Below are 22,797 nucleotides of genomic sequence, written 5' to 3' on the forward strand. Positions count from 1 at the left end.
AGATCACAATTTTTGGTGGAAAAAATTATCTAAATGAAGATAAATAATCAATTAATAAGTAGTGATTTTATAAAGATTTATATGGCTCGGGCGCTTTTATTTATCTAACCTTCTTCTAAGCCACTCTATCTGCGATTGGATGTAATCCTTGAACTCAAAATCATTTTCGTCTTCTGCATCATTTAATAGATCCTTGGCTTCCTCTTTGGAACCTGTTAAGTATTTGGTTTTAGCTTTTAAGGTTTTAGCCATCGCCTCAATCCATCTATCGAAACTCAATTTAATATTTTCTATTTGGTCAGTCGAATGAATAACATCAGAATATTTTTTTTGGTTTTGGGCGGCTTGTGCAAAATATATTAACGCCATCGCCTTGTTTTCTTTACCATCAATTGAAGCTGACGCTGTTTTCAAACTATCATAAACTAATTGATCTTTACCGGAATCAAAATAGTTTTTCATCCGTATCAATTTTAACTCGATAGGTGTAATGCCATTTGATAAATATTGTTCACTCTTGCGTTTCGCATATGAGTCTTCAAATACATCCTGATTTCCGCCGCGTGCTTGCAAAAGAACTTGTTTGAACTGAAGGTCGTTGCCTAAAAATTTGTAACAGATTGCGGTGTTCAATGCAGCAAGACCAGTAAAATCAAGCTCCCGGGACGAGTCTAAAAATTTATCATATTGTTTTATTGCGGCTCTAAATTGATTTTTCTTGAAAAGAATTTCTCCTTTTCTAAAATATGCAAGCGCCGTAATCTGCGTAAGTTTTTTATTATTCAGTTTGATTACTCTATTCAATACTTCCGCTGCTTTGTCAAGCTGTCTATCTTTTATAAGACTGATCGCATATTGATAAAGGAATAAAGTATTACTCGGGTACCGGGAAATTAAATTTTGCAGATGCATGAATGCGCTATCGTACTCAGAGAGATAATCAATATAAATTTTGGAAAGATGAAATGATGCCTCAGTTTTATCTAGAGTTCCTTTTCTAAAAGCTAATTTGATGTATCGGAAGCCTCGTGCTTTGTCAGATGAAAGTCCGGTTAGATTAACTGCCCATTTCATAAAATCCGGTACAAAACTCATTGCATAATCAAACAAACCTAATCCAAGATAAGCATCATAAAATTTGGGATTTAACTCTAGTGTTTCTTCAAAATAGTTCACAGCTTTCTTACTCGACCAAAACGCATCAACCGAGGAATTATTTGTAGATTGAGCCATAGCCCTATATAATGCAAGGTTCCCGGCAATATATTTTGTTTGAAAATCTTTTGGATTCTTCTCGAGTAGAATCTCAATTTTTGACTGGGCTAGGTCTGCAAATTTAATAAAGATTGGATACTCGCCCGGATCTCTGGAACCGAGATAGATCCAAAAATGAATTTTCGCTATATAGTAGTAGCCGAGCGGAGAATTGGGTTTCAATTCTAATATTTTATTAAATGTTTTTTCTGCCGCACTCAATTCCATATTGTATGCTTGATTCATACCTTGATTTATAAGAGACTGCAATTGAGACTGGCTGAAAATTGATGCGCTTGTAAATAGGAGAACGAATAAAAAATATTTTGGTTTCAATTTTGAATTTTCCTCTGTGAGTATTGGACAGCAGCTTTTACAAATTCTCTGAAAAGAGGATGAGCTTTTGTTGCACGAGATTTTAGTTCCGGGTGAAATTGACATCCAACAAACCATGGGTGATCTGCCAATTCAGTCATCTCTACTAATTTTTCATCGGGTGATACGCCGCTTATTATCATTCCATACTTTTCCAAAATTTCTCTGAACTTATTGTTCACTTCGTAACGATGACGATGCCGTTCGGAAATTTTAGGCTTGCGGTATGCATCGTAAGATTTTGTATTTTTCTTCAATATACAAGGATAAGCGCCTAAGCGCATCGTTGCACCTTTCATTGTTACCTTTAACTGGTCCGGCATTATATGAATAACATTAAAAGCATTTTTTTCAAATTCCGCGCTGTTAGCTTTTTTAATTCCGCAAACATTGCGTGCAAATTCTATTACGGCACATTGCATTCCTAAACAAATTCCAAAAAATGGAATTTTATTTTCCCGGGCATATTTTATTGCTTCAATTTTACCTTCTATTCCTCTCTCACCGAAACCGCCCGGTATTAGTAATCCATCGTAATCTTTAAGAAACTTTGCCGCACCTTTATCTTCGATTGCTTCGGAACTAATAAAATCGGCAACAACTTTAACATTATTTTCTGAACCAGCATGTACAAACGCTTCAACAATACTCTTGTATGAATCTTTATTTTCGGTATACTTTCCGGCAACAGCAATTTTGACAGTTCCCGAAGGATTTTTAATCGTATCTACAAAACTCCGCCAGTCTTCAAGTTTAATATTCAGCTCCGGTAATTTAAGCCGATTCAAAATAATTTGATCCAGGTTCTGATCATATAAAACAAGAGGTACTTCATAGATTGTAGCACAATCGTATGCAGAAATAACAGCTTCTGCCTTAACATTTGTAAAAAGAGCGATCTTCTCGCGGATTTCTTTTGATAATTTTTCTTCAGAACGGCAAACCAAAATATTCGGTTGAACTCCTAGTTCCAGCAAGTTTTTTACTGCATGCTGAGTTGGTTTGGTTTTCATTTCTCCGGCAGAACTTATATAAGGAACAAGAGTAACGTGAAGATTAATTACATTCTTTCTACCCATTTCCAGCATTATTTGTCGCATAGCTTCAATAAAAGGAAGACTCTCAATATCGCCGACGGTGCCGCCAATCTCGGTAATGATAATATCATACTTTCCGCTGTCGCCAAGAACTTTCATTCGTTTTTTAATTTCATCTGTAATGTGCGGAATGACTTGGACAGTTGCGCCAAGGTAATCTCCCCTCCGCTCTTTATTAATTACTTCGTAATAAACCTGCCCGGTTGTTGTATTGTTGGAGCGGGACATGTCAACATCAAGAAAGCGTTCGTAATGACCAAGGTCTAAATCGGTTTCAGAACCGTCATCAGTTACATAGACTTCTCCATGCTGAAAAGGATTCATAGTGCCGGGATCAACGTTGATGTAAGGATCAAACTTTTGGATGGTGACACTATAACCGCGTAGTTTTAAAAGTAACCCGATGGAAGAAGCAGTTATACCCTTACCAAGGGACGAAACAACTCCTCCGGTTACAAAGATGTATTTTACTTTTTTTTTGATAGGCATTTGATGACAAAGGTTTGGTTGGATATTCCGTTTGTCAAAGATAAAAAAAAATAGTTATTTCACAGCAAATAAATAATCTTTCAAAGTGATTTTTTTATTCAGGGACTATGTTAATTTCGCCTGCTTTTGGAATTTTGATATAATAAGATTTGCGGGATTTATTCTTCAGAAAGTTATCCCTAAGCCATGGATTGAATATTTTTAAAATTTTGTAGTTAATTCCGTTACTCTTCGCAAAATCGGCTAAATCTTTTATCGGATAGTTCACCTTCACATCAAGGGTTTCAATTTGAGGATAGAGATCGTGATCAGAGAAATAAAAACCATATTTATTCGGATCCTTAAAGATTTCCTTAAGAGTTATAATTCTTGCCACAAAACGGTACGTCTCATCATTCAGGAAAAGGTTGTAATAATTTTTAGATTTTTGACGTGCAATCTGCTTTTCAATGCCATCTAAACCCATATTATAAGAAGCTGCGGCCAATGTCCAACTGCCAAATTTCAAATAAGATTCTTTCAAATAATCACATGCTGCCTGCGTGGCTTTTTCAATGTTAAACCGTTCATCAATCTCGGCATTTATTTCGAGACCATATTTTTTTGCTGCAGGTTCCATGAGTTGCCAAAAACCGGTTGCACCATCGGGACTTACTGAATTAATAATTCCGCTTTCTGCAACCGACATATATTTGAAGTCATCTGGAATACCATTCCGTTTTAATATCGGTTCGATTATTGGGAACCATCTGTTGGCTCTTTTTAAATAAAGTAATGTTGCCGAATGCCAGTAGGTATTTACTAAGAATTCTCTATCAATGCGTTCGCGAACATCAAAATCTTCAAGCGGAACCCGTTCACCGCAAAAGTCCAATTCTTCCGGAATCGGTGGAGAATAAATTCTTCTTTCATTCTCTGTTATAATTATAGGTGCCTGACGTGATGCTTTTTCACTTTTCAAATAATAAAATACAACAAGTGAGATCAAAATTGTAAAAGCAATTGGAATTGCAATAATCAGAAATAGTTTTTTCTTATCAATCATTTAAATATCAATTTTAGTTTGGTGCAAATATAAAGAACGACCAATAAAAAGCCCCGACGAATCGGGGCACATTTTAATTTTCTATCCGAAAATTTTATTTCTTTCCGAAGGCTACTTCTTCAAGCATTGCAGTCGTTAAAGATTTTGGCCTTTCAAGCGGATAGCCAAGAGCTCTTGCCCAAATGATATTTGAACAAACACCAAGTGCGCGTCCTACACCGAATAATACGGTATAGAATTCATACTCTTTAACTCCGTAATACCATTGAATAACACCGGACTGAGCATCAACATTCGGCCATGGATTTTTTGCTTTGCCTTTCTCCAATAAAATTGAAGGAACAACTTTATAAAGAAGATCTACATATTTAAAGAGAGTATCGTTCGGTAAATGTTTCAAGCAAAATTCTCTTTGTGCCGTATAACGGGGATCCGTCTTTCTTAGAACTGCATGACCGAATCCAGGAATTACACCTGTCTCCAGAGTTTTGTAAACGAAAGCTTTAATATCTTCCTCTGTCGGAACTTTTCCGCCCATTGATTCCATTACACCATGAAGCCATCTTAATACTTCTTCGTTTGCAAGACCATGTAATGGTCCGGCTAATCCATTTAACATTGCGCTGATAGCATAATACATATCAGAAAGTGCGCTTGCTACCAAATGACCGGTATGTGCGCTGACATTACCGCTTTCGTGATCGCTATGTAAAATAAAATACATTCTTGCAACATCGTCGTAAGGTTTATCAATGCCCATCATGTGAGCAAAGTTTCCGCCAAAATCCAATTTAGGATCTGCGGCAATAATTTTACCATCACGGTATTTCAATCTATATATGAAAGCTGCAATCTCAGGAAGTTTTGCAAGGAGATCCATTGCGTCTTCGTAATAGGCTTCCCAATAATTTCCTTTTTTCAATCCTTTATGATATTCTTTAGCAAAGACAGAATCTTTTTGCATACACATAATTGCAGTTGCCAACATAGTCATTGGATGAGAATCGAGAGGCATTGCACGAAGAAGATCAAATACATATGACGGAACAGTTTTTCTGCTATCGAATTCAGCTTTAACTTCAGCAACTTCTTTTTCAGTTGGAATGTCTCCCGTTAGAAGAAGATAGAAAAATCCTTCAACAGAAGGCATTTCACTTCCGGCAACTTTGGGAAGTTTTTCAAATACTTCTGGAATTGTGAATCCTCGGAAACGAATTCCTTCAAAAGGATCTAGATAAGAGATATCCGTCACAAGACTTTTGATATCACGCATACCGCCGATGATTTGACCAATTGTGACTTCATCAACTTTAACATTGCCGTATTCTTTTAATAACTTTTCTGTTCTCGGACGTTCAGCTACTATTTTCTCGCGTAACTTATCCTTTAGGATGGACATACTTTCCTCCTTACTTTTAAGAGTATTAGTTTATATTAAAATTCTCTAAATCAATTTCTTTAGAGAAGTGATTACATTACCGGCGGCTAATCTGCCGCTTAAAACCGCACTTTCTATTGTAGAGGGCAGTCCAGTATTAATCCAGTCACCTGCAAAGAACAAATTTTCAAAAGACAAAAAGAAATTTTTCCTTAATTCATTCGAAACAATATCAGGGACAAACGTAGCACGTTTCTCTTTAATAAATTTTGAATCAAGGATAATTTCTCTATGGAATATAGGGAAATATCTTTCTAACTCGGAAATAAATTCATCAACTATTTTTTCATTTTCCATCTTGGTTAGAATGTCCGCTGAACTTGCGGTTAGACTAATGTGCTTACCATGATTAAAGACCCAATGTATTTTGGAATCAATCAATCCATAAAATTTTTCATTAAATGGATTCTCTTTAAGCCATAGGTGAACATTGACAATTGGAGAATACTCAAGTCCGGGAAACTCAATTTTTTGATTTGAAAGAAAATCTATTTTTTCGAGTGCGTATGCCGGTACGGCAGAGATGACAAAATCGAATTCGTTATAAGTATTTCGGTCCGTCACGATTCCGGTAATTTTATTTCCTTCCAGAATTATTTTAATTACTTTTTCCGAGAGATTAATTTTTGCTTTTCTGTTTGTAATGAACTTTATGGAATCTTCAATGTAGAGTTGTGTCAATCCGGCTTTTGGTAAAAGAATTGCGGCAGAGTTATTTCCAGTTAAAAAAATTCTTTTTAAAATTTCCGCAAATATTTCCGCAGAGGCTTTCTCCACAGTTGTATTGAATGCGCCAACAACAAGAATTTCCCAGAATGCTTTAATCGAATTATCGCTTTGATTTTTGCATTTAAGCCATTCACTTACTGTTTTATCTTTTAGATCGCATGAATAACAGCAGAGAAGATCTAAAAAGAAATCGATCACTTTTAATCTTTCTTTTACAGAAAGAGCTTTGTAATTCATAATTCCATATAAAAGATTCAATGGGTAAAAATATTTTTTTGAATCAAGTCTATGAATTGAGCCGCCTCTTTTAACAAAAGGAATGGAAAGAGATTTTTGAATCTCCAGTTTATCCAACGAATTAATTTTTTTTAGGAAGGCAATTGTCTCTTCATAACAACCCATCAAAATATGCTGACCGTTATCAAAGATATCATTTTGTGAATCGTTTAAAAGAGAGTATGCGCGTCCGCCAAGTTTGGGAGATGCTTCAAGGAGAGTGACTTCAAAATTGTTTTCTGCAAGGTAAACTGAAGTACTTAGACCGGCAAATCCTCCACCGAAAACAATAACACGTTTCATCAGTAAACGAGATTATACTTAGCCCAAACGCCAACAGATATTGCGGCTTTTTCGAATGTGCCGACTTTTATTCTTTTATTGTACACGTCAAAGTTTTCAGTTTCCAGTTTGGAGAGGAGACGATGATAAATATGCTGCATTGCCCGGGCAGGAAATAATGCGGGCTTGTCATCAAAATCGAGAGCTTGATTTGCCTTATCAAAGAAATTTTCAGCGCGTTTTGCCTCATGACTCATAAGGGAAATAAAATTATCGTTGTACTTCTTGTTAAAAATATCCTGTTCACTATATTGAAATGTAGCTAAATCATTTTGCGGAAGATAAATTCTCCCCTTCTCAGAATCTTTCTTTACATCACGCAAAATATTTGTCAGCTGCATTGCTAAGCCAAGATTAACAGCGTAATCTCTTGTTGATTTATTTTTATACCCGAAAATTTCGATACACATTAGTCCTACTGTTGAAGCGACTTGATAACAATATTGAACCAATTCCTCAAAGTTCCGGTAACGTTTATGCTGCAAATCCATTTCCATACCGGCTATTAAACCAAAGAATGGATCGATAGGAATATTGAACTGTTTTATAATTGAGGCAAGTTTATTGAAAAGCGGAAAGTCTGATGTGGCGTATAAAGCTTTCTCTAATTCAATTCTCCATTTGCGAAGTCTCTCATATTTCAATTCTTCGTTATCATCACCTTCATCAACAATATCATCTGTCTTTCTGCAAAAAGCATAGACAGTATTCATCGCGTCTCGTTTTGGCTTTGCCAGGAGCGAGAACGCGTAATAGAAACTGCTATTACTTTCTTTCGCTATTTGCTTGGATTGATCAATCATTTAAAAAAGTTCTGAAGAATAGTTTTATGTAGTCTAATTTAGTTAGGGACGGACGTGAGTGGAGAACATCGTAATTGTACTCTTCAATAATTTCTAGAATCTTTTCTCCTCCGTTAATTGTCATTTGTATCTGCCTCTTCAATTCCTTTGGAAGTCTCGGTAATAGTTTCCGTCCTTCTCTAAAAAGCTTCTTGGTTCTATCTACCTCGTATTTCAATAGCTGTTCAAAGTTAGTATTATTTTTTCTTAACTCAAACTTGTCCTCCGTAACACCAAATTTTTGCATCTCATCAATAGGAACGTAAATTCTGCCTTTTTGGATATCAACCGAAACATCTTGATAAAAATTTGTTAATTGCAGAGCAGTGCAAACCGAGTCTGAATACCGGCAGGATTCTTCATCATATATATTAAAAAATTCCAGAATAATCCTTCCGACGGGATTTGCAGATCTCTCGCAGTAATTGAGAATTTCCTCAAATGTTTTGTAACGTGTTTTAACAACATCTTGTCTGAACGCGCTTAATAGATCAAAGAAATATTTGGGAGTGAGTTTGAATACAGAGATCGTATTATTGAGCGCAAACCAAAAATCATTTTCAAATTTTCCGGTAATACATTTTTTAAGACTCTCTTCATACAATTCTAAATTCTCAATTCGCAATTCTGAATTAAATTCTCCTTCATCCGCAATATCATCCGCTTGACGGGCGAATTGATATACAACTGCTACATGTTCTTTCAAATGTTTTGGAAGGAAATAAGAAATTACCGGAAAATTTTCATAGTGGGATTTTGTAAAGAGAAGAGCCTGCTTGTATGCTGATTCTAATGAAATAGCCGCACCATTTTTATTTGTGTCCGGAACTGTCCGCGAAAGCGGATGTAACCCAAACTATTTATTAGTGCCCAAAAGGGGACTCGAACCCCTACGAGATTGCTCTCACTAGCTCCTGAAGCTAGCGCGTCTACCAATTCCGCCATCCGGGCGTTGATTAAAGTTGCGAATTCAGCTGATAATCAAAGTTTTTTTGAAAGTAAAAAACTATTTCAAAAATTTTGTATGGTAATTTGCTAGTAAAAATTAAAAATCAGTTAATTAACGCGGTGTAAGATAATAATTTCTTGAATAAAAATATTCTTCAGTAAAAATTAAAAAGCGATATGAATTTACTTATCACTAAGGATCAATAATTTATGGGGCTTGTTTTGGTTATGTTAGCTCACTCAACTAACAAAACTCCCCCACTGACCGTTCTGACTACTGTGACTGCCCTTTTCGAAAACTCTTTTATATAATTATATATATACTTCTACTACTCTACTTACTAATATTAATTCTATTATAATTTATAAAAAGAACAGTCATCACAGACACTACAGTCACTTTGTTTGATTTTAAAATGAAATGAAAGGATTGAGTGGCTGTTGTTGTTTAATCAACAGTCACATCATTAGACTTATAATCTGCAGAAAAGGTCTACAATCACTACTTAATTATTAACATTTTCTTTAAGTCTGTAAATTTATTCGCTGTTATTCTGTAAAAATAAACTCCGCTTGAAAAATTACTTGCGTTAAATTCTATTTCATGATTGCCAGCGGGTATTTCTTGATTAATTAAAGTTTTTACCTCTCGACCAAGTACATCATAAATAATTAATTTTGTGAATGAAACTTCTGGCAAACTGAATTTTATTTTTGTTGAGGGGTTGAATGGATTTGGATAGTTTTGTTCAAGTACATAATTTATCGGGAAGATATTTTCATTATTTATGTCTGTAGTAAAATCTGATAGAAGGCGTTTCCAGACACCAGTATCATATGTAGCAGCAAATAGATATGTACTATTGACAGCGACAGGACCTACACCCTGACCATTTAAACCTAAGGCAGTCCAGCTTGTACCGTTGTTTGTTGAGAGAAAAACATTATTATAAGTACCTGCAAAGATATTAGAATTGCTGACTGCAAGAGACGTGATAAAAATATTTAAACCAGTATTGACAGCAGTCCAACTAGTTCCATTATTTGTTGAAAGAAAGACACCGTTGCCATAGGTTCCTGCAAATAGATTTGTGCCTTTAACAGCAAGAGATGTGATCGTTAAGTTTGTCAAACCATTATTTACTGCACTCCAACCTGTGCCGTTGTCTGCAGATAAAAACACACCGCTGTTATTTGTTCCGGCAAAGAGATTTGAGCCGTTGACGGCAAGACATTGAATGCCTTGATAGTCAAATGACAAACCATTATTTACAGCATTCCAGCTAGAGCCGTTGTTCATAGAAAGATAAACACCAGAATTGATTCCGGCAAAAATATTTGTGCCCTTAATGACTAGTGAATAGACTACTGTATTATCTGGTTGCGGAAAACCATTATTAACGGCTGTCCAGCTTGTTCCTTTGTTTGTGGAAAGATAAACACCGGCTGCATGTAGACCAGCAAAAAGATTTATACCGTCGAAGGCAAGAGAAGAGACATAAAAGTTAACAAACGCAACTACATTCCAGTTTATACCGTTGTTTGTTGAATGAAAGATATGTTTGTCCGATCCAGCATAGATATCTGTGCCGTAAATGGCAAAAGAATAAATATGGGTGTTTGTAAAACTAGTATTGAGAGTGACCCAGCTTGTGCCGTTGTTTGTTGATAAAAAAACACCACTGCCATCTGTTCCTGCAAAGAGATTTGTACCATTGAAGGCAAGAGTCGTGATCCAAGTATTCGTCAAACCATTATTTAAAGAAGTCCAGTTTATTCCATTATTTGTGGAAAGATAGACGCCGCTGCTGGTTCCTGCAATTAGATTTGCACCATTGAAGAAAAGAGAATTGACCATTGCACCTGAAAAACCAATTGACGTCCAACTTGTTCCATTGTCTGTTGAAAGGAAAATACCGTCAATAGTTCCAGCATAAAGATTTGTACCTTGGATGGCAAATGAATGTGTAATAGTATTCTTCAAACCAACAGAAGTCCAGTTTGCTCCGTTGTTTGTGGAAAGCCAGACTCCACTGCCAATAGTTCCTGCAAAGATATTTGTACCGTCAAAGGCAAAAGAATAAACACCATACACCCATGTCAATCCATTATTGACTTCAGTCCAACTTGTACCATTGTTTGTGGATAGATAGATGCCCCAATCAGTACCTGCAAATAGATTTGTACCATTGAAGGTAAGACGATAGACATTAGCTCCGGGTTTAAGACCATTATTGACCTCAGTCCAACTTGTTCCGTTGTTTGTGGAAAGATAAACGCCGGAATTGGTTCCTAAAAAAATATTTGTGCCTTTAATGGCAAGACTTTGGTACTTATGCGCTGAGCTCAACTGTAATCCATTATTGACCGCAGTCCAACTTGTTCCGTTGTTTGTGGAAAGCCAGACTCCACTATCCTCTGTGGCAGCAAAGATATTGGAACCAGAAAATGCGATATCCAGAACTACATCACCATAAGGCCCTGTTCGAGTCCATTGTGCTTGCGCCATACTTGTTACTAAAATAAAGCAAGTAAGGAAATGAAAAAATATTTTATTCATAATAGTCTCACTACTGCAAGTATATCAGATTCTTTATATCCCAAAAATTTTTATCACCATTTGGAGCTATGGCCTCAATTTTACACCGACCTGCCCCCGAATTAAAGTTAGAAAAGTTAAGTTAGTTTTATTTTAATATCAACCACTGGCAACTCATCCGTCTAGCACGGATCGGTCAAGAATTTTTTTATCCTCTTGCTTTTTTACTTATTAAAGAGGTTAGCCAGCGACTCGTCACAAGCCAAGACGGCCGCCCTAGGGGTCTCGTTGGAATAACTTGTCAAGTACCGCCTTCTCAGTGGCCGCCTGCTGGCGCGCACGTTCCGCAAACGCCAATGAGAGTTTTCCATCTATCCACCTCCTGAGATGCGCCTGGGACTCTGGCGATGTGTCACTGGAATAGCGACGAAAGAGCCCCGAGAGTTTGATCCAGCATGACCACACTTCGGTACCGGTGTAAGTGCCGATACGGGTTTCATCGTCCCACCCAAACTCCAGGCTGAGCCCGTTTGAGCATTCCGCACTCACCTTATTACTAAGAGTCCCGCAAGTATATTCGAGCCGATTCGCCGAATTCCAAGACAGCTCAAGTTGGTCGATGCGCTCTAGGATCACGACCAGTTCTTTATCGATCATGTTCTTCCTCCGGTCTGACTAACAGCGTTGTGCCTAAGCCGAAGCCCAACACAACTATTTTTATTTTATTGACTAACTTTTATTTCGAACATACTTTCATTTACAAACTACGTTAAACAAAAAACTGAATCGGAACTACGAACTATCAAATTGCACAAATGCCAAATGCGAAAACTGCGTCCGCTTTATTGGCTGGTTATACGTAACTATCCAGATATATATTCATCAGCAGCATTTTTAATGAATTTCGATCTAACTTCACCTATATAATTAATAGTCATTAGTTCTTTCCTTGTTGAATGAATGACATCACCAACTGTTTTGAATTTAACTATAATCCTCTTAGCAATCTTTTTGCTAATTGACATTTCATCAATAGAATCCTCTAGAAGAGTTCCTATTATTGATTTTTCTTCTACTTTTGTCCCACAACTCGGGCAAAATTTTGCGTCGGTTGGCAATTCCAAATTACAGTTTGAACAATCTTCATTTGTTGATTTAAGAGCGATTAGATATTCATCAATGCTAGGATCGTTTGAAGAAAACTCTCTATAATCTGTCAAACTAATCATTCGCATAATATCATTGAGCTTGTTGGTAATAAATGCTTTTTCAGTATAAAGAAGTGCTAGATGAACCATGTATCGTTGCCCGGTTTGTCTTGAAGCAATTTTTATTGTTCCTTGACGTGTAAGAATTCCAGAATAGCATAATAAGTCTAAAGACAATTTTAAATTTGGAGATACACCTCTTTCAATTGTAAAAAAAGCCGATTGATATTTTGTTTTTTTCTCACGTAAATTTTTCTTTTTGATTTCCGGTATAATATAGTCACGTAATAATTTTAAACCGATTTTTACGTGATGCGCATATTTGGGCAATCTTTTGGATAAACCATTATGATAAGGGAGTAATTCTTCATCAACAAATTCCTGCGTTGCTAATAAAAGTGAGCGTTCAGAAAATCCTTTTTCATGAACTCGATTAAATAGGTGGAGAAAAGCTCTAGGATTTCCGGAGGACAAATCAATGCAGTTATCAAGTAATTCACCACTGCTAAATATTTCTTTTTTTAGTTGATTATTATTAGGTATACGATTAGTAAGTAAGTTGCGAAATAATTTTCTCGTATTGAACCGTCCAGCTAAACCAGGTTCAAACCTACCTAATTCGATTTGAATTGCATCTTGCCCGACTTCGAAGTTTCTACCATATGATGTTATGCTTGGATAAACAGCGGCTTTGACAGCAACTTTTCCGCCATGAAGAAGTTTGAATATTTCAAAAAATATTTCTTGTTGTTTTGGAATGAAGGTATGAGCAGCTTCATCAAATAGAAATATGAGTCTTTCAATTTTATATTCTTTTATAATATCCCTTATTATACTATTTATATATGTGATATCGTTTACTTTGTTAATAAACTCTTTTCCTAATTTTGTAATAATTTCTCCGTGATCTCCCTTCTGAGATAATTGCTGTAATAGATGAATTTTCTCTTGAAGAGTTTCTTTTAATCCTTGTGATCCAACTACATCAAATATTCTCTTAAATGGATCAGCAACTGTAGCACTTGATATTAAATCAAGTTCAACAAGTTTTTCGTAAGTAGCTTGCAATATTTTAGCCCCAACCCAGATTTGAAACGCATCATTATTTCCAGCTTTAACTCCTTCTAAAAGAGTACTTGTTTTAAAATTTACATAGATGGCTAATATTCTATTGTCATTAAAGCTACTATCTAGACTCACTTCTGCGGCTTTCATTAACATAGATTTACCAATTCCCCTTGCACCTTGCAAAAGATGAGCTCCGGCTAAGGAAAGCTTATTCACGATTTCTTGTTCAAAATCTCCAAACACCATTAATTTCATTATTTGCGAATCCTCTAGGTCTTCTGTCCTAGCAGCGTGTAAAAGATCAAGTTCATTACTAGACATTATCTACATCTCCGAAGTATTTTTCAACTGAAGAATAAGCTCTGATTAATTCGGTGCGGCTGTTAAATCTAATCATATACATATGTAAAAGTAGCTGGGCTATTTCAATTACAATATCAATTAAGTCATTCCAATCTTTTTCAAGATATGAATATTTTGATTCCAATTCAGTTTCGAATGTTTTAATTTTCCCGTGTACTGTGTCACTTAATTGACCATATATTCTATTTGTCTTTTTAGCATCAATTAGCTTTTTGATTTCTAAATAATTGTTTTCCTCTTTAACAAAATGGATAAAACCATCTGCACAAAGGTGTGAAAGCATTTCAGAGAAACTTAAATCCTTTTCTAAAATGTCCCAAGAGTACAGAAAATGGGGCATATCCCATAAGTATACTACAGCAACACCTAATTCAAGTGCACGTCTTAAAACAATCATTGCTGGCTTATCTAAAGAATTTGCCGCCAGATAAATACTTATTGACATATCAGCAAAAATTTCATCGAAAATATTACAACATCTAATTTGATGTTTTTGTAAATCTCGTTTGCGTAATATCTGTCCTATTTCAGCTATACCTTTAATTAGTGAAAAAGCTTTAGGAAGTTCTTTGTTGTCAGCTTCCATACTTAAGACAAAATTATTAGAGAATTTCTGATGCAAGCCATTCAATATTTCTTTTGGTTTTTCTTTCATATTACCTAAATTATTTTACATATAACGGCGTTGCGTTTAAGCGGACGCCACTTTATTATAAAACAGTTAACTCATTCATCAAACTTGATCTCCAATTTTCATATCTGTTTTCTCTAAGTGCCTGGAAAAATTCTGTTATATCTTCCGGAGAAAGAAAATAGAAATAATATTTCCATCCTTTTTTTTCAGTGGACAATAATTCACTAAGTTTTTCAAAATGAGCTTTCCCATCACGATATTTCGCTCTATTCTTCTGGGAAGAATCTCCATCAGCTTTTATCTCAACGACCAATATTTCGTTTTTGTCTTTTAACTTAAAAAAGAAATCGGGATTGAAGTTTTCCCTTTTCACATGTGAACTTCCATCATCTGTTGGTTTGTATGAGTATGGGAAGTAATAGAAATTTTTATCGGGTGATTTTATAAAGCAATCTATCTTTTCGATGTTGTTGAAAATAGATGTTGTGAATTTGTATTCCGGTGTTGATGAAACATAAATTAAATTAAGGGGTGTTTTGAAGATTTCTTCTTTTTGCTCAATAAGATTTTCTCTCAGATATTTTATCTCATCTTCACTTCTACCAGCTAATCTTACTATAGTATCTCTAACACGATCATAATTTTGCTTGTCATATAAGAATTGATTAAAAAGAGTTTTCTGTTCTGATGAAAGTGATTTCGGTGAAGATTTAGTGTAAAATACTTTACTATTTGTCTTAATGCTATTTTCGCTAAATGATTGTGCAGCCATCTCCTCAATTTTAATTTCTCTCAATGCTTTCGGCACCATTTTCATTCGTGCTGCAACTTTGCCAAGTTCTCGGAACATCGGACCGAAAGCTTGTTTGGCTGTACCAAGATTTTCGCGGGTTATGAATGATGAATCGTATCCCTTGCTTTCTAAATTAGATTTAAGCAATTCTTGAATTTTTTTCAGTGTCCATTTTTTTGAAAGAGTTTCGTCCTTTGCTTTTAGGAACAGCTTAATTTCTTTTGAAGCTTCTTCAATAGTAATAGCATCTTTCATTTCTACTGAGAATTTGAATAACCCGGTTTCAGAATATTTGCTCGTTTCATCCCAAGTTTTGCTTTGCGGGTTAAATTTTATTTCCGAAGGTTCTGAAGCGGTTTCTCTTTTTGCTTCTGTTGTATCTTGTTCTGATGAATATTCTAAATTATATAATGGAGAAAGATATTGCTTTCGGTTTGAGTCATAACCCCAATTTATTCTGTTTTCAATTTCTAAAACTTCGTTGTAAAGATTACGTATTTCATCTGTCCAACTTTCATGATTATTTATTTTTACATAAATGGGTTGCGTTAAGCCGGGAGGAACTCTCAAGCCTCTGCCAAGAACTTGTGATATAAGAAGTTTTGAATTAAATGCTCTTTGCTCGTGTGGTACAATTTGAAAAACATTTTTAACGTCCCATCCTTCTGTAAGCATAGAAACGGAAATTATCCATTCAACCGGATTATCTGGTTCGTCAACTGTTTTTAGTATAGCAAGGTTTTCTTTTCTTACTTTTTCTGGTTGAGAAATTATTGATTCAATCTCGGTTTTTTCTCTTTCATTAGAAGGAATGCCGGAAGTAACCCAAATTGCTTTTGTTGCAGCTTCTTCATAAGAAATCTTTTCTTTATCTGAAATAAATTTTACGAGTTCATCCCATACTTTTATACAAGAATGAATCTTCTCCGTAATTATAATTGTGATTGGTTTTAGCTTACCGGCATATTTTTTTTGATTTTCTATGTGATTAGCATAAGTCTCTGAAAATCCTTTTTCCTTCTGCGATTCTTCTTCAACTTTATAATCAATCTTTTTAATTATACCGTCTTCCATAGCTTGCTTTAAACTATAACGGTAAATTACATCGAAGAAGTAATCATTGTTTATATAAGGAGTGCCGGACAGACCAAGCAGATAATAAAAATTATATTCGGGATCGGTTAAAAACTCAAACCATTTTTTTACTGCTGAATCTGCTTCGCTGTAAATATGATGAGCTTCATCACTTATTACGAGTGTTCTTCTTCCTTTTCCTTTGAAGCTGTCCGAGATGGATGATCCGGTTCTTTGATATGCGGCGTGAATATTTTCGATGCAAATATCGCCTTCCAAAATCGGAACGTTTGCGTTTTTTATTGCGGGTGAAGGATAGGGTGAATTTAACTCTTGTAATATTTTAGTAAGAACTTGATCTCCGCTGAACAATTCAAATTTCTTTTTTAATTCTTCTTCAATTGTAAGTGAAGGGCACAAAACTAATACTTTATCAACAAGCCCTTCTGAAAGCATAATTACAGCAACCGAGTAAATCACCCAGCTTTTACCAGTTCCTGTTGCTAAATCTATGCTGAATGATTTTTTGTCTCTTATCTTAAATTTGTTCAGGTAATCATCAATGCTGCTGAAATGAATTTTAAGATTTTCAGAATCAGCATAAGTATATCTTGAGGCATCTTCGGTATTCTTAAAATCATTTGAAAGAAAATATGCGAAAGCTGTTCGTGCGGCTTCCCTTAGATGTTCAAAATTATTCGTCGTAAGGGCATCCAGAAAAGAGTCATACTTGTAAACAAGCAGATTATTTTTTTCTTCTTCCTTTAACTTTAGAATTAGATCTTCGTTTTTGAATTGTAGGGGCATTGAAGTCCTTTTGAGTTTTTACAATTTTCAGTTCGTTACCGTATTTATCAAGATATATTACCATCATTTTATTTCCGGTAAATGAATCTTGCGGAATTCTAATTTCTGCTTTGGTTTTATTTACTGCAGTTATTTTATCCGACCAGAATACTTGTGAGAGATTGAAATAATCATCGTTGTAATTAGTGTCAAGCATTACCATAGAAAGCGTTTCAAAGTTTTCAAAATCTTCCGGGTCGTAAACGAGAGTATTGGATTTAAACTCGTTTATTTCTATTACAAAATCTTTCTTACCTTGATCTTCAAGAGTAGCATTAAGAGGTTCGTCTCTATAATATTTAGCTTGTACAACAGGCTGAGAAATAAAATCATAGCCAACTGCGTCAATTACTTCGTTTACATCATTTTCGCTTGTTGGCTGTTTCAAGCTTCCAGCTTCTCCTCTTTCAATTAAAGCTCTTAAGACAGAGAGTGGTACTTTTAGGAAAACGTAACTTGTGTTTTCTATTTTGATTTCATCTTCCATAAACGACATTGCTGTAACTGGAGCAACAACATAAAATTTATCACCAGCTTTTCCGCCAAGCACTGTATGCAGTGTAGAAACATATTCTCTGTCAATTATCAGATTTTTCTGTTCGGGGTAATTCCATACAAAAGCGGAAAATGTTCCTATGTAACCATCAGCAATAAAACCGTGTATCTTGTGTTCTTCCGGGCGTAAGCTGAAAAGTTGTGAAACGAATGGTTTGTAAGTCTGCCAGTCTAGATTTAGAATTTCGTTGTTATCATAAATACCAGCGTTGTAAAGTGTAAACTCTTTTGCTTTAAGCGGTTTTTCTTTATCTGGTTTTACTTTGGGCTGAATGAAGGAAATAAGGAAATTAACTCTGCCAATTTTTATAGTTGCTTCGCCGGCTGAACCTTCTTCATTTTCCGCAACTTCTAAATCTTTTACTTTGAACTTATCTTCGGGAATACAAAGTGAAAAGTTTTCTTCTGAACTTCCGCTTAAATTTTCTTCGATAAACTCAGCAAGATTTTTTAAGAATGAATCGGTAATTAACAAATCACCTTTTCTTGCTTTTTCCGTTATAAAAAATAAACCACGTGAGTCTTTAAGATGTTCATCAAAGTTATCAATCCTTTCGTATTCATTCTTTTTATCATTTTTTGACCCACCAATCTTAGTAGATAGATTAAGCATCCTTTTCTGTATAGTGTAGATTGACAATTTTCCACAATCTATCGCAATCCATTTCCTATTAAGTTTTTCTGCTACAGCCGATACTGTGCCGCTACCAGCAAATACGTCAATGACTATATCATTTTTGTTTGAAGAAGAAGAAATTATTCTTCTTAATAAATCTTCTGGTTTTTGAGTAGGATAATGAATTCGTTCCGCAGCTTGTGAATTTGTAGGGAATATATCAGTCCAACTTGATTGTATAGGAATTCCTTTCATTTCAACAAAATATTTTTTGACGCGTATACCACCTTTTGAAGTAAAATATAATTTATTTGCTTCTTCAAGTTTTTTCATTGTTGTAAGCGGACATCTCCAGTAACCTTGAATTCCTTTATATGAATAATGATAACCACGACCTTTTAGTCCTTTAGCGGTTAGTGGACTATCCGTCCATCTTCGTCCATCATCATCATAATGACTGAAACGTAGGATGTATTCTTCTGAATAATTTTCATATTGTTGATTCCATGTATAAACTTCATTTTTTGTATAAAAATAAATATGATCTGTATTTGCCCCATATCTGCCAGAATCACTATGTGCGCTTGTTCTTTTCCAAGCGATTGAATTTTTAAAATTATTTTCCCCAAACACTTCATCAATAATTGTCTTTATATAATGTCCTTTCTTTTCGTCAAGATGGACATAAATAGAGCCATCATCAGCTAATATTTCGTTCAGAAGTATAAGGCGTTTGCGTAAAAACTCAATAAACTGCGCACCTATAATTTTATCTCGGTAAGCTTTCTCGCGGTCTTTCATAAAATCTTGCTTTGTAGCAAAAGGAGGGTCTATGTAAATAAGTTTTATTTTGTTTTTGGTTTTATACTTGTTTTCACCACGCTGGTCTTCATAAATAGTTTTTAGTGCAAGCAAGTTATCACCAAAGATTAACATATTCTGCCAGCCGTCATTAAACTTATTATCACTGTTAAAAGAACGCACTTTTTGGAAAGGTGCAGCAAGAGTGTTGGCAATAATTTTTTCTTTAGGTTCTTTGCCTTTATAGATGAGCTTATAATCTTTTGTTACTTCTACAAACTCGCTGTCACCGCTGTCAAATAACTTGGATTTATAATAGGAAGGTATTGTTTTCCCTTGCTGAATTAGCTCTATAAGTTTTTGTTTATCTTGTTCGATAAGTTTCAAAAATTCTCCATAAATAAATCAAAAGGTTTTTTAAATTAATTATAATTTCAACAATGTCATTTGTGTTATAATTCACATTTATTTTGAGCCAGATACATATTAACGACAGAATTTGGGAATAGCGACATGAACCCACCGAATGTTAAATTAAATTTAGCGTAAATCTAAATTATATTCTATGAAATTGTGAGATAACCGTGAATCAAGAATTTATATGAATGGAGATTAAGTTAAGATTTGTATGTAAAATAAGGCTTTTTTAAAACCAAGCAGCCGTTGAAAGTACAAACCAACGGCTTCTTTTACTCATACTTCACTACGCAAAGACTACTTGTTCATCAGCTTACTGTTTTTTTCTAGATAACTAGAATAGACAGTACGACGTGTGTCGAATTTAGCTTGAAGATTTTTAATCCCAGCTTCCAAAGATTCTTGCCTTAATCCTAAAGCAACTTTTTTGGCTGAAAATTGTGGATCATCACCAAACTTAGCAAGTTCGCCATTAACCGAAGTTAACGCGTTTAATGATTTCTGTAGCTTTTCCGCCAAACCAATAGTCTGACGCTTTACATTAGTGATTCGTCCTCGAGAAATACGTCTCTCTGGTGTCGAAGAGTTTGTACTTGAACCCATGTTGGGCTCCTTTCATTATTTGTAAAAAAGTGCCTATACCAGGCACACTTGGTTTCCCGTCATCCCTTTAGGGAATGGAGTAGGAAAATTCCACTCGAAAATTAAGTTGATCAATAGTTAATATCCAGTTTTTCGAATTCATTTATTCTTGCTCACCATAACTCATTTCATTTGCAATAGTTATGGCATTTGCTAAAAGCGAGTTAAGAAAAGTTAAGCCTTAGCTAACACTAACTAGCAGTTTTTATTATCTAGAATTTTTTGATATAAGAAGTATGTGCGGTTCTAATCCGCAGATCTAAATACTAACCAAAGGTATATCATATGAATGAAACAGTAGAAAAAATACTTAACACAGTCGTTAAAGTAATTGTATGGATCATTTCCAATCTTGGTGGAAGTTCCGGCGAATCAACTTCAAAGAAGAAGTAGGAGGAAATCATGGAAAACAATTTTCTAGATGAACTGCTTCTAGAAGTTGAAGCTAAAGAACAGCAAATGGAATTATCTCACGTTGATCTGGTCTTAAAAGAAATATCATCTCTTAATTCAGATATTTCCAAAATACTTTCGCAATTAGAGGAAGAACGTCAGATAATATCTGACTGGGCATTAAAACGTAGTTCAAAATTAAACGAACGTGCGGAATGGTTGACAAAAAAACTCGAAGCATTTATGAATGAACAAGAGCCGGGCGTACGGACAATTGACCTTGCACATGGTCAACTATTGCGGCGGAAGCAAGTTGAAAAAATTGTTGTGGAGGATCTTGAACAGTTCCTGCAGAATAACAATTTGTCGGATCTAACAACAACGTCACCAGAAGTTGTTAAACCGGATCTCACAAAGATTAAACAATATTACAAAATGACAAAGAAGATCCCACTTGGAACTTCTCTTGTCGAATCAACAGACAAATTTTCAATCAAACTAAAAGGAGGCGTTAATGGAACGTCAAAAAATGGAACTGGAAGTGAACAAGCCGACGAAGATTAAATTATTATTTAATGATTGCATCGAAGGTTCTACTCCCAAGTTCGGTAAATATTATTTGTATGCTGTGCAAAACGGGAATGGCTCTAGCGAGTATTCGCTATTCGCAGCTGATCAACTTCATGAAGAACTAAAGAAGTTCAAAAAAGATGATGAACTTCTTGTTACAAAACTTGCTGCTAATCGAAATGGAAAGTTGGTTGTGACTTATGAAGTAAAAAAAATGAATGAAGCAGTTGAGCCGGTAGTAACCAACCAAACCAACCTAACTAGTTCTTCCGATGATTTTTATTACAACATGATGGAGAAGTCATTCGAGGAAGCCCTGCGTATTCAAAATCGATTTAATGGGATGGCTAATGTTAATCAATTGGCAGTAACCATTTTTATAAGTCGGTTAAAACAAAATCATTCCTTCGCGGGAGGTTAAGATGAATGAAGTTGATAAAAAACTACAACCATATTTATTCCCAGTGATCGAACGTGAGGTATTTCATTCCGACATTTCTGGGAAAGCCTCTCCCTTACTTACAAAAGACTACAAAGCTATTGTAAGAAAAGACACTTCGGAATTAATCAGCATTATGAATGATACATATAAAATCGTTCCTAACTCTGATGTGATAAGGCCTCTAATGGAACAGCTTAATATGCTAGATACTTCATGGTTCATCGATTCAAGTCATTCCTTCGTTGAGAACAACCGGATGAGATTACAAGTCACGTTTCCAGAATTGATATTCTCAGACGGTAAATCAGATGTATCGCTCAGTCTATTCCTGCACAATAGCTATGACGGCTCCGAAGGTGTAAGAATGTTTTGGGGTGCGATAAGGGCAATATGTAAAAATGGTATGGTATTCGGTGAAGTGCTGTCAAGGTTCTACGGTAAACATACAGCAAAAATTAATATTGGAAATCTTAATCAGCAAGCGGAAGCATCATACGAAAAGATTCCTGTTATTAAACACCGCATTGATCAGCTCTTAAATGAGAAAGTTACTGAAGCTCTCCGCACTTCCGTCGAGAATCGACTCGGGAAGAAAGTAATGAAGTTTGTTGAAGAGCAGGAAGATGAACGAAATCAGAAAGCTAAAAACATGTGGGTGCTCTACAATTTTTTGACCTACTTTATTTCTCATAATGTTCAACAGCGGATGCGAGCCGGTTATCAGTTTGAAGTTTCGAAACTTTTCAAGTTGTGAGGCACGCCAAGCTAGGCACAAACAAGAGAAGAAATTCTCTTGTTTAGATTAAAAATCTATATAGCCATGAATATTTTTTTAGAAAAAATTTTTATTGCCTTCATTCTAATCCAGAAATAAAAGGGGTACGTCACTTTTCCTGGACTTCTTTTTCCAGCTGCGTTTCCGGGCGACCTGCTAGGCATGGTATCCATTCAGGGGGCTTATGCTATTCGCTTAAGCGTTGTCTTAGGCTTTGTTTTTCACA

General features: G+C 35.3%; 17 protein-coding genes and 1 tRNA gene. 3 read left to right on the forward strand and 15 right to left on the reverse strand.

Annotated features, from left to right (window positions below):
• Positions 1 to 96: 96 nt before the first annotated feature.
• The 15 genes from NTX65_16470 to NTX65_16540 all read right to left on the reverse strand — a co-directional run bounded on the left by NTX65_16470 (position 97) and on the right by NTX65_16540 (position 20,352).
• Positions 97 to 1,590, reverse strand: coding sequence for a DUF3808 domain-containing protein (locus NTX65_16470; protein ID MCX6170931.1), 1,494 nt, complete (start codon positions 1,588 to 1,590; stop codon positions 97 to 99).
• Positions 1,587 to 3,215: a CTP synthase gene (locus NTX65_16475; GenBank protein ID MCX6170932.1), complete on the reverse strand. Its 1,629-nt coding sequence runs from the start codon at positions 3,213 to 3,215 to the stop codon at positions 1,587 to 1,589. The genes NTX65_16470 and NTX65_16475 overlap by 4 nt, the downstream gene beginning before the upstream one ends.
• Before the next feature lie 94 nt (positions 3,216 to 3,309).
• Complete coding sequence (locus tag NTX65_16480; GenBank protein ID MCX6170933.1) at positions 3,310 to 4,260, reverse strand: lytic transglycosylase domain-containing protein; 951 nt, start codon at positions 4,258 to 4,260, stop codon at positions 3,310 to 3,312.
• A gap of 94 nt (positions 4,261 to 4,354) precedes the next feature.
• Positions 4,355 to 5,659, reverse strand: coding sequence for a citrate (Si)-synthase (locus NTX65_16485; GenBank protein MCX6170934.1), 1,305 nt, complete (start codon positions 5,657 to 5,659; stop codon positions 4,355 to 4,357).
• 45 nt (positions 5,660 to 5,704) lie between these two features.
• Positions 5,705 to 7,006 carry a hydroxysqualene dehydroxylase HpnE gene (gene hpnE / locus NTX65_16490; protein MCX6170935.1) on the reverse strand — a complete coding sequence of 434 codons (1,302 nt, stop codon included), beginning with the start codon at positions 7,004 to 7,006 and terminating at the stop codon, positions 5,705 to 5,707.
• On the reverse strand, positions 7,006 to 7,848 hold the full coding sequence (gene hpnD, locus NTX65_16495) for a presqualene diphosphate synthase HpnD (GenBank protein ID MCX6170936.1): 843 nt from the start codon (positions 7,846 to 7,848) through the stop codon (positions 7,006 to 7,008). The genes hpnE and hpnD overlap by 1 nt, the downstream gene beginning before the upstream one ends.
• Positions 7,841 to 8,686, reverse strand: coding sequence for a squalene synthase HpnC (gene hpnC / locus NTX65_16500; GenBank protein ID MCX6170937.1), 846 nt, complete (start codon positions 8,684 to 8,686; stop codon positions 7,841 to 7,843). The genes hpnD and hpnC overlap by 8 nt, the downstream gene beginning before the upstream one ends.
• A 68-nt stretch (positions 8,687 to 8,754) precedes the next feature.
• A tRNA-Leu gene (locus NTX65_16505) sits at positions 8,755 to 8,838 on the reverse strand.
• A gap of 499 nt (positions 8,839 to 9,337) precedes the next feature.
• Positions 9,338 to 11,395, reverse strand: coding sequence for a T9SS type A sorting domain-containing protein (locus NTX65_16510; GenBank protein MCX6170938.1), 2,058 nt, complete (start codon positions 11,393 to 11,395; stop codon positions 9,338 to 9,340).
• Positions 11,396 to 11,650: 255 nt separating this feature from the next.
• Entirely contained in the window at positions 11,651 to 12,031 is a 381-nt protein-coding gene (locus NTX65_16515) for a hypothetical protein (protein ID MCX6170939.1), read from the reverse strand.
• A gap of 206 nt (positions 12,032 to 12,237) precedes the next feature.
• On the reverse strand, positions 12,238 to 13,971 hold the full coding sequence (locus tag NTX65_16520) for a zinc ribbon domain-containing protein (GenBank protein MCX6170940.1): 1,734 nt from the start codon (positions 13,969 to 13,971) through the stop codon (positions 12,238 to 12,240).
• Positions 13,964 to 14,668, reverse strand: a complete 705-nt coding sequence (locus tag NTX65_16525; protein MCX6170941.1) for a hypothetical protein — start codon at positions 14,666 to 14,668, stop codon at positions 13,964 to 13,966. Before NTX65_16525 ends, NTX65_16520 begins: the two co-directional genes overlap by 8 nt.
• A 55-nt stretch (positions 14,669 to 14,723) precedes the next feature.
• On the reverse strand, positions 14,724 to 17,321 hold the full coding sequence (locus NTX65_16530) for a DEAD/DEAH box helicase family protein (protein MCX6170942.1): 2,598 nt from the start codon (positions 17,319 to 17,321) through the stop codon (positions 14,724 to 14,726).
• Positions 17,260 to 19,719 (reverse strand): site-specific DNA-methyltransferase, encoded by a 2,460-nt coding sequence (locus NTX65_16535; protein ID MCX6170943.1) that lies wholly within the window; start codon positions 19,717 to 19,719, stop codon positions 17,260 to 17,262. Before NTX65_16535 ends, NTX65_16530 begins: the two co-directional genes overlap by 62 nt.
• 327 nt (positions 19,720 to 20,046) lie before the next feature.
• Positions 20,047 to 20,352: a hypothetical protein gene (locus NTX65_16540; protein ID MCX6170944.1), complete on the reverse strand. Its 306-nt coding sequence runs from the start codon at positions 20,350 to 20,352 to the stop codon at positions 20,047 to 20,049.
• Between the two features lie 441 nt (positions 20,353 to 20,793).
• Between NTX65_16540 and NTX65_16545 the strand changes: the two genes are divergently transcribed.
• The 3 genes from NTX65_16545 to NTX65_16555 are packed head-to-tail and all read left to right on the forward strand — an operon-like array spanning position 20,794 to position 22,550.
• On the forward strand, positions 20,794 to 21,348 hold the full coding sequence (locus NTX65_16545) for a host-nuclease inhibitor Gam family protein (protein ID MCX6170945.1): 555 nt from the start codon (positions 20,794 to 20,796) through the stop codon (positions 21,346 to 21,348).
• Positions 21,299 to 21,775 carry a hypothetical protein gene (locus tag NTX65_16550; GenBank protein MCX6170946.1) on the forward strand — a complete coding sequence of 159 codons (477 nt, stop codon included), beginning with the start codon at positions 21,299 to 21,301 and terminating at the stop codon, positions 21,773 to 21,775. Before NTX65_16545 ends, NTX65_16550 begins: the two co-directional genes overlap by 50 nt.
• A gap of 1 nt (position 21,776) precedes the next feature.
• A complete protein-coding gene (locus NTX65_16555) occupies positions 21,777 to 22,550 on the forward strand; it encodes a DUF932 domain-containing protein (GenBank protein MCX6170947.1) in 774 nt (257 codons plus the stop codon).
• The last annotated feature ends 247 nt before the right edge of the window (positions 22,551 to 22,797 follow it).

Source organism: Ignavibacteriales bacterium (genome assembly GCA_026390795.1).
GTDB lineage: Bacteria > Bacteroidota > Ignavibacteria > Ignavibacteriales > Melioribacteraceae > Fen-1258.

Excerpts from the sequence above, each read along its gene's own strand:
- NTX65_16480 (MCX6170933.1), bottom strand. The coding sequence starts at position 4,260 with ATGATTGATAAGAAAAAACTATTTCTGATTATTGCAATTCCAATTGCT.
- hpnE (MCX6170935.1), bottom strand. The coding sequence starts at position 7,006 with ATGAAACGTGTTATTGTTTTCGGTGGAGGATTTGCCGGTCTAAGTACT.
- NTX65_16530 (MCX6170942.1), bottom strand. The coding sequence starts at position 17,321 with ATGCCCCTACAATTCAAAAACGAAGATCTAATTCTAAAGTTAAAGGAA.
- NTX65_16545 (MCX6170945.1), top strand. The coding sequence starts at position 20,794 with ATGGAAAACAATTTTCTAGATGAACTGCTTCTAGAAGTTGAAGCTAAA.
- NTX65_16540 (MCX6170944.1), bottom strand. The coding sequence starts at position 20,352 with ATGGGTTCAAGTACAAACTCTTCGACACCAGAGAGACGTATTTCTCGA.
- NTX65_16475 (MCX6170932.1), bottom strand. The coding sequence starts at position 3,215 with ATGCCTATCAAAAAAAAAGTAAAATACATCTTTGTAACCGGAGGAGTT.
- NTX65_16525 (MCX6170941.1), bottom strand. The coding sequence starts at position 14,668 with ATGAAAGAAAAACCAAAAGAAATATTGAATGGCTTGCATCAGAAATTC.
- NTX65_16520 (MCX6170940.1), bottom strand. The coding sequence starts at position 13,971 with ATGTCTAGTAATGAACTTGATCTTTTACACGCTGCTAGGACAGAAGAC.
- NTX65_16485 (MCX6170934.1), bottom strand. The coding sequence starts at position 5,659 with ATGTCCATCCTAAAGGATAAGTTACGCGAGAAAATAGTAGCTGAACGT.
- NTX65_16555 (MCX6170947.1), top strand. The coding sequence starts at position 21,777 with ATGAATGAAGTTGATAAAAAACTACAACCATATTTATTCCCAGTGATC.
- NTX65_16550 (MCX6170946.1), top strand. The coding sequence starts at position 21,299 with ATGGAACGTCAAAAAATGGAACTGGAAGTGAACAAGCCGACGAAGATT.
- NTX65_16510 (MCX6170938.1), bottom strand. The coding sequence starts at position 11,395 with ATGAATAAAATATTTTTTCATTTCCTTACTTGCTTTATTTTAGTAACA.
- NTX65_16515 (MCX6170939.1), bottom strand. The coding sequence starts at position 12,031 with ATGATCGATAAAGAACTGGTCGTGATCCTAGAGCGCATCGACCAACTT.
- hpnD (MCX6170936.1), bottom strand. The coding sequence starts at position 7,848 with ATGATTGATCAATCCAAGCAAATAGCGAAAGAAAGTAATAGCAGTTTC.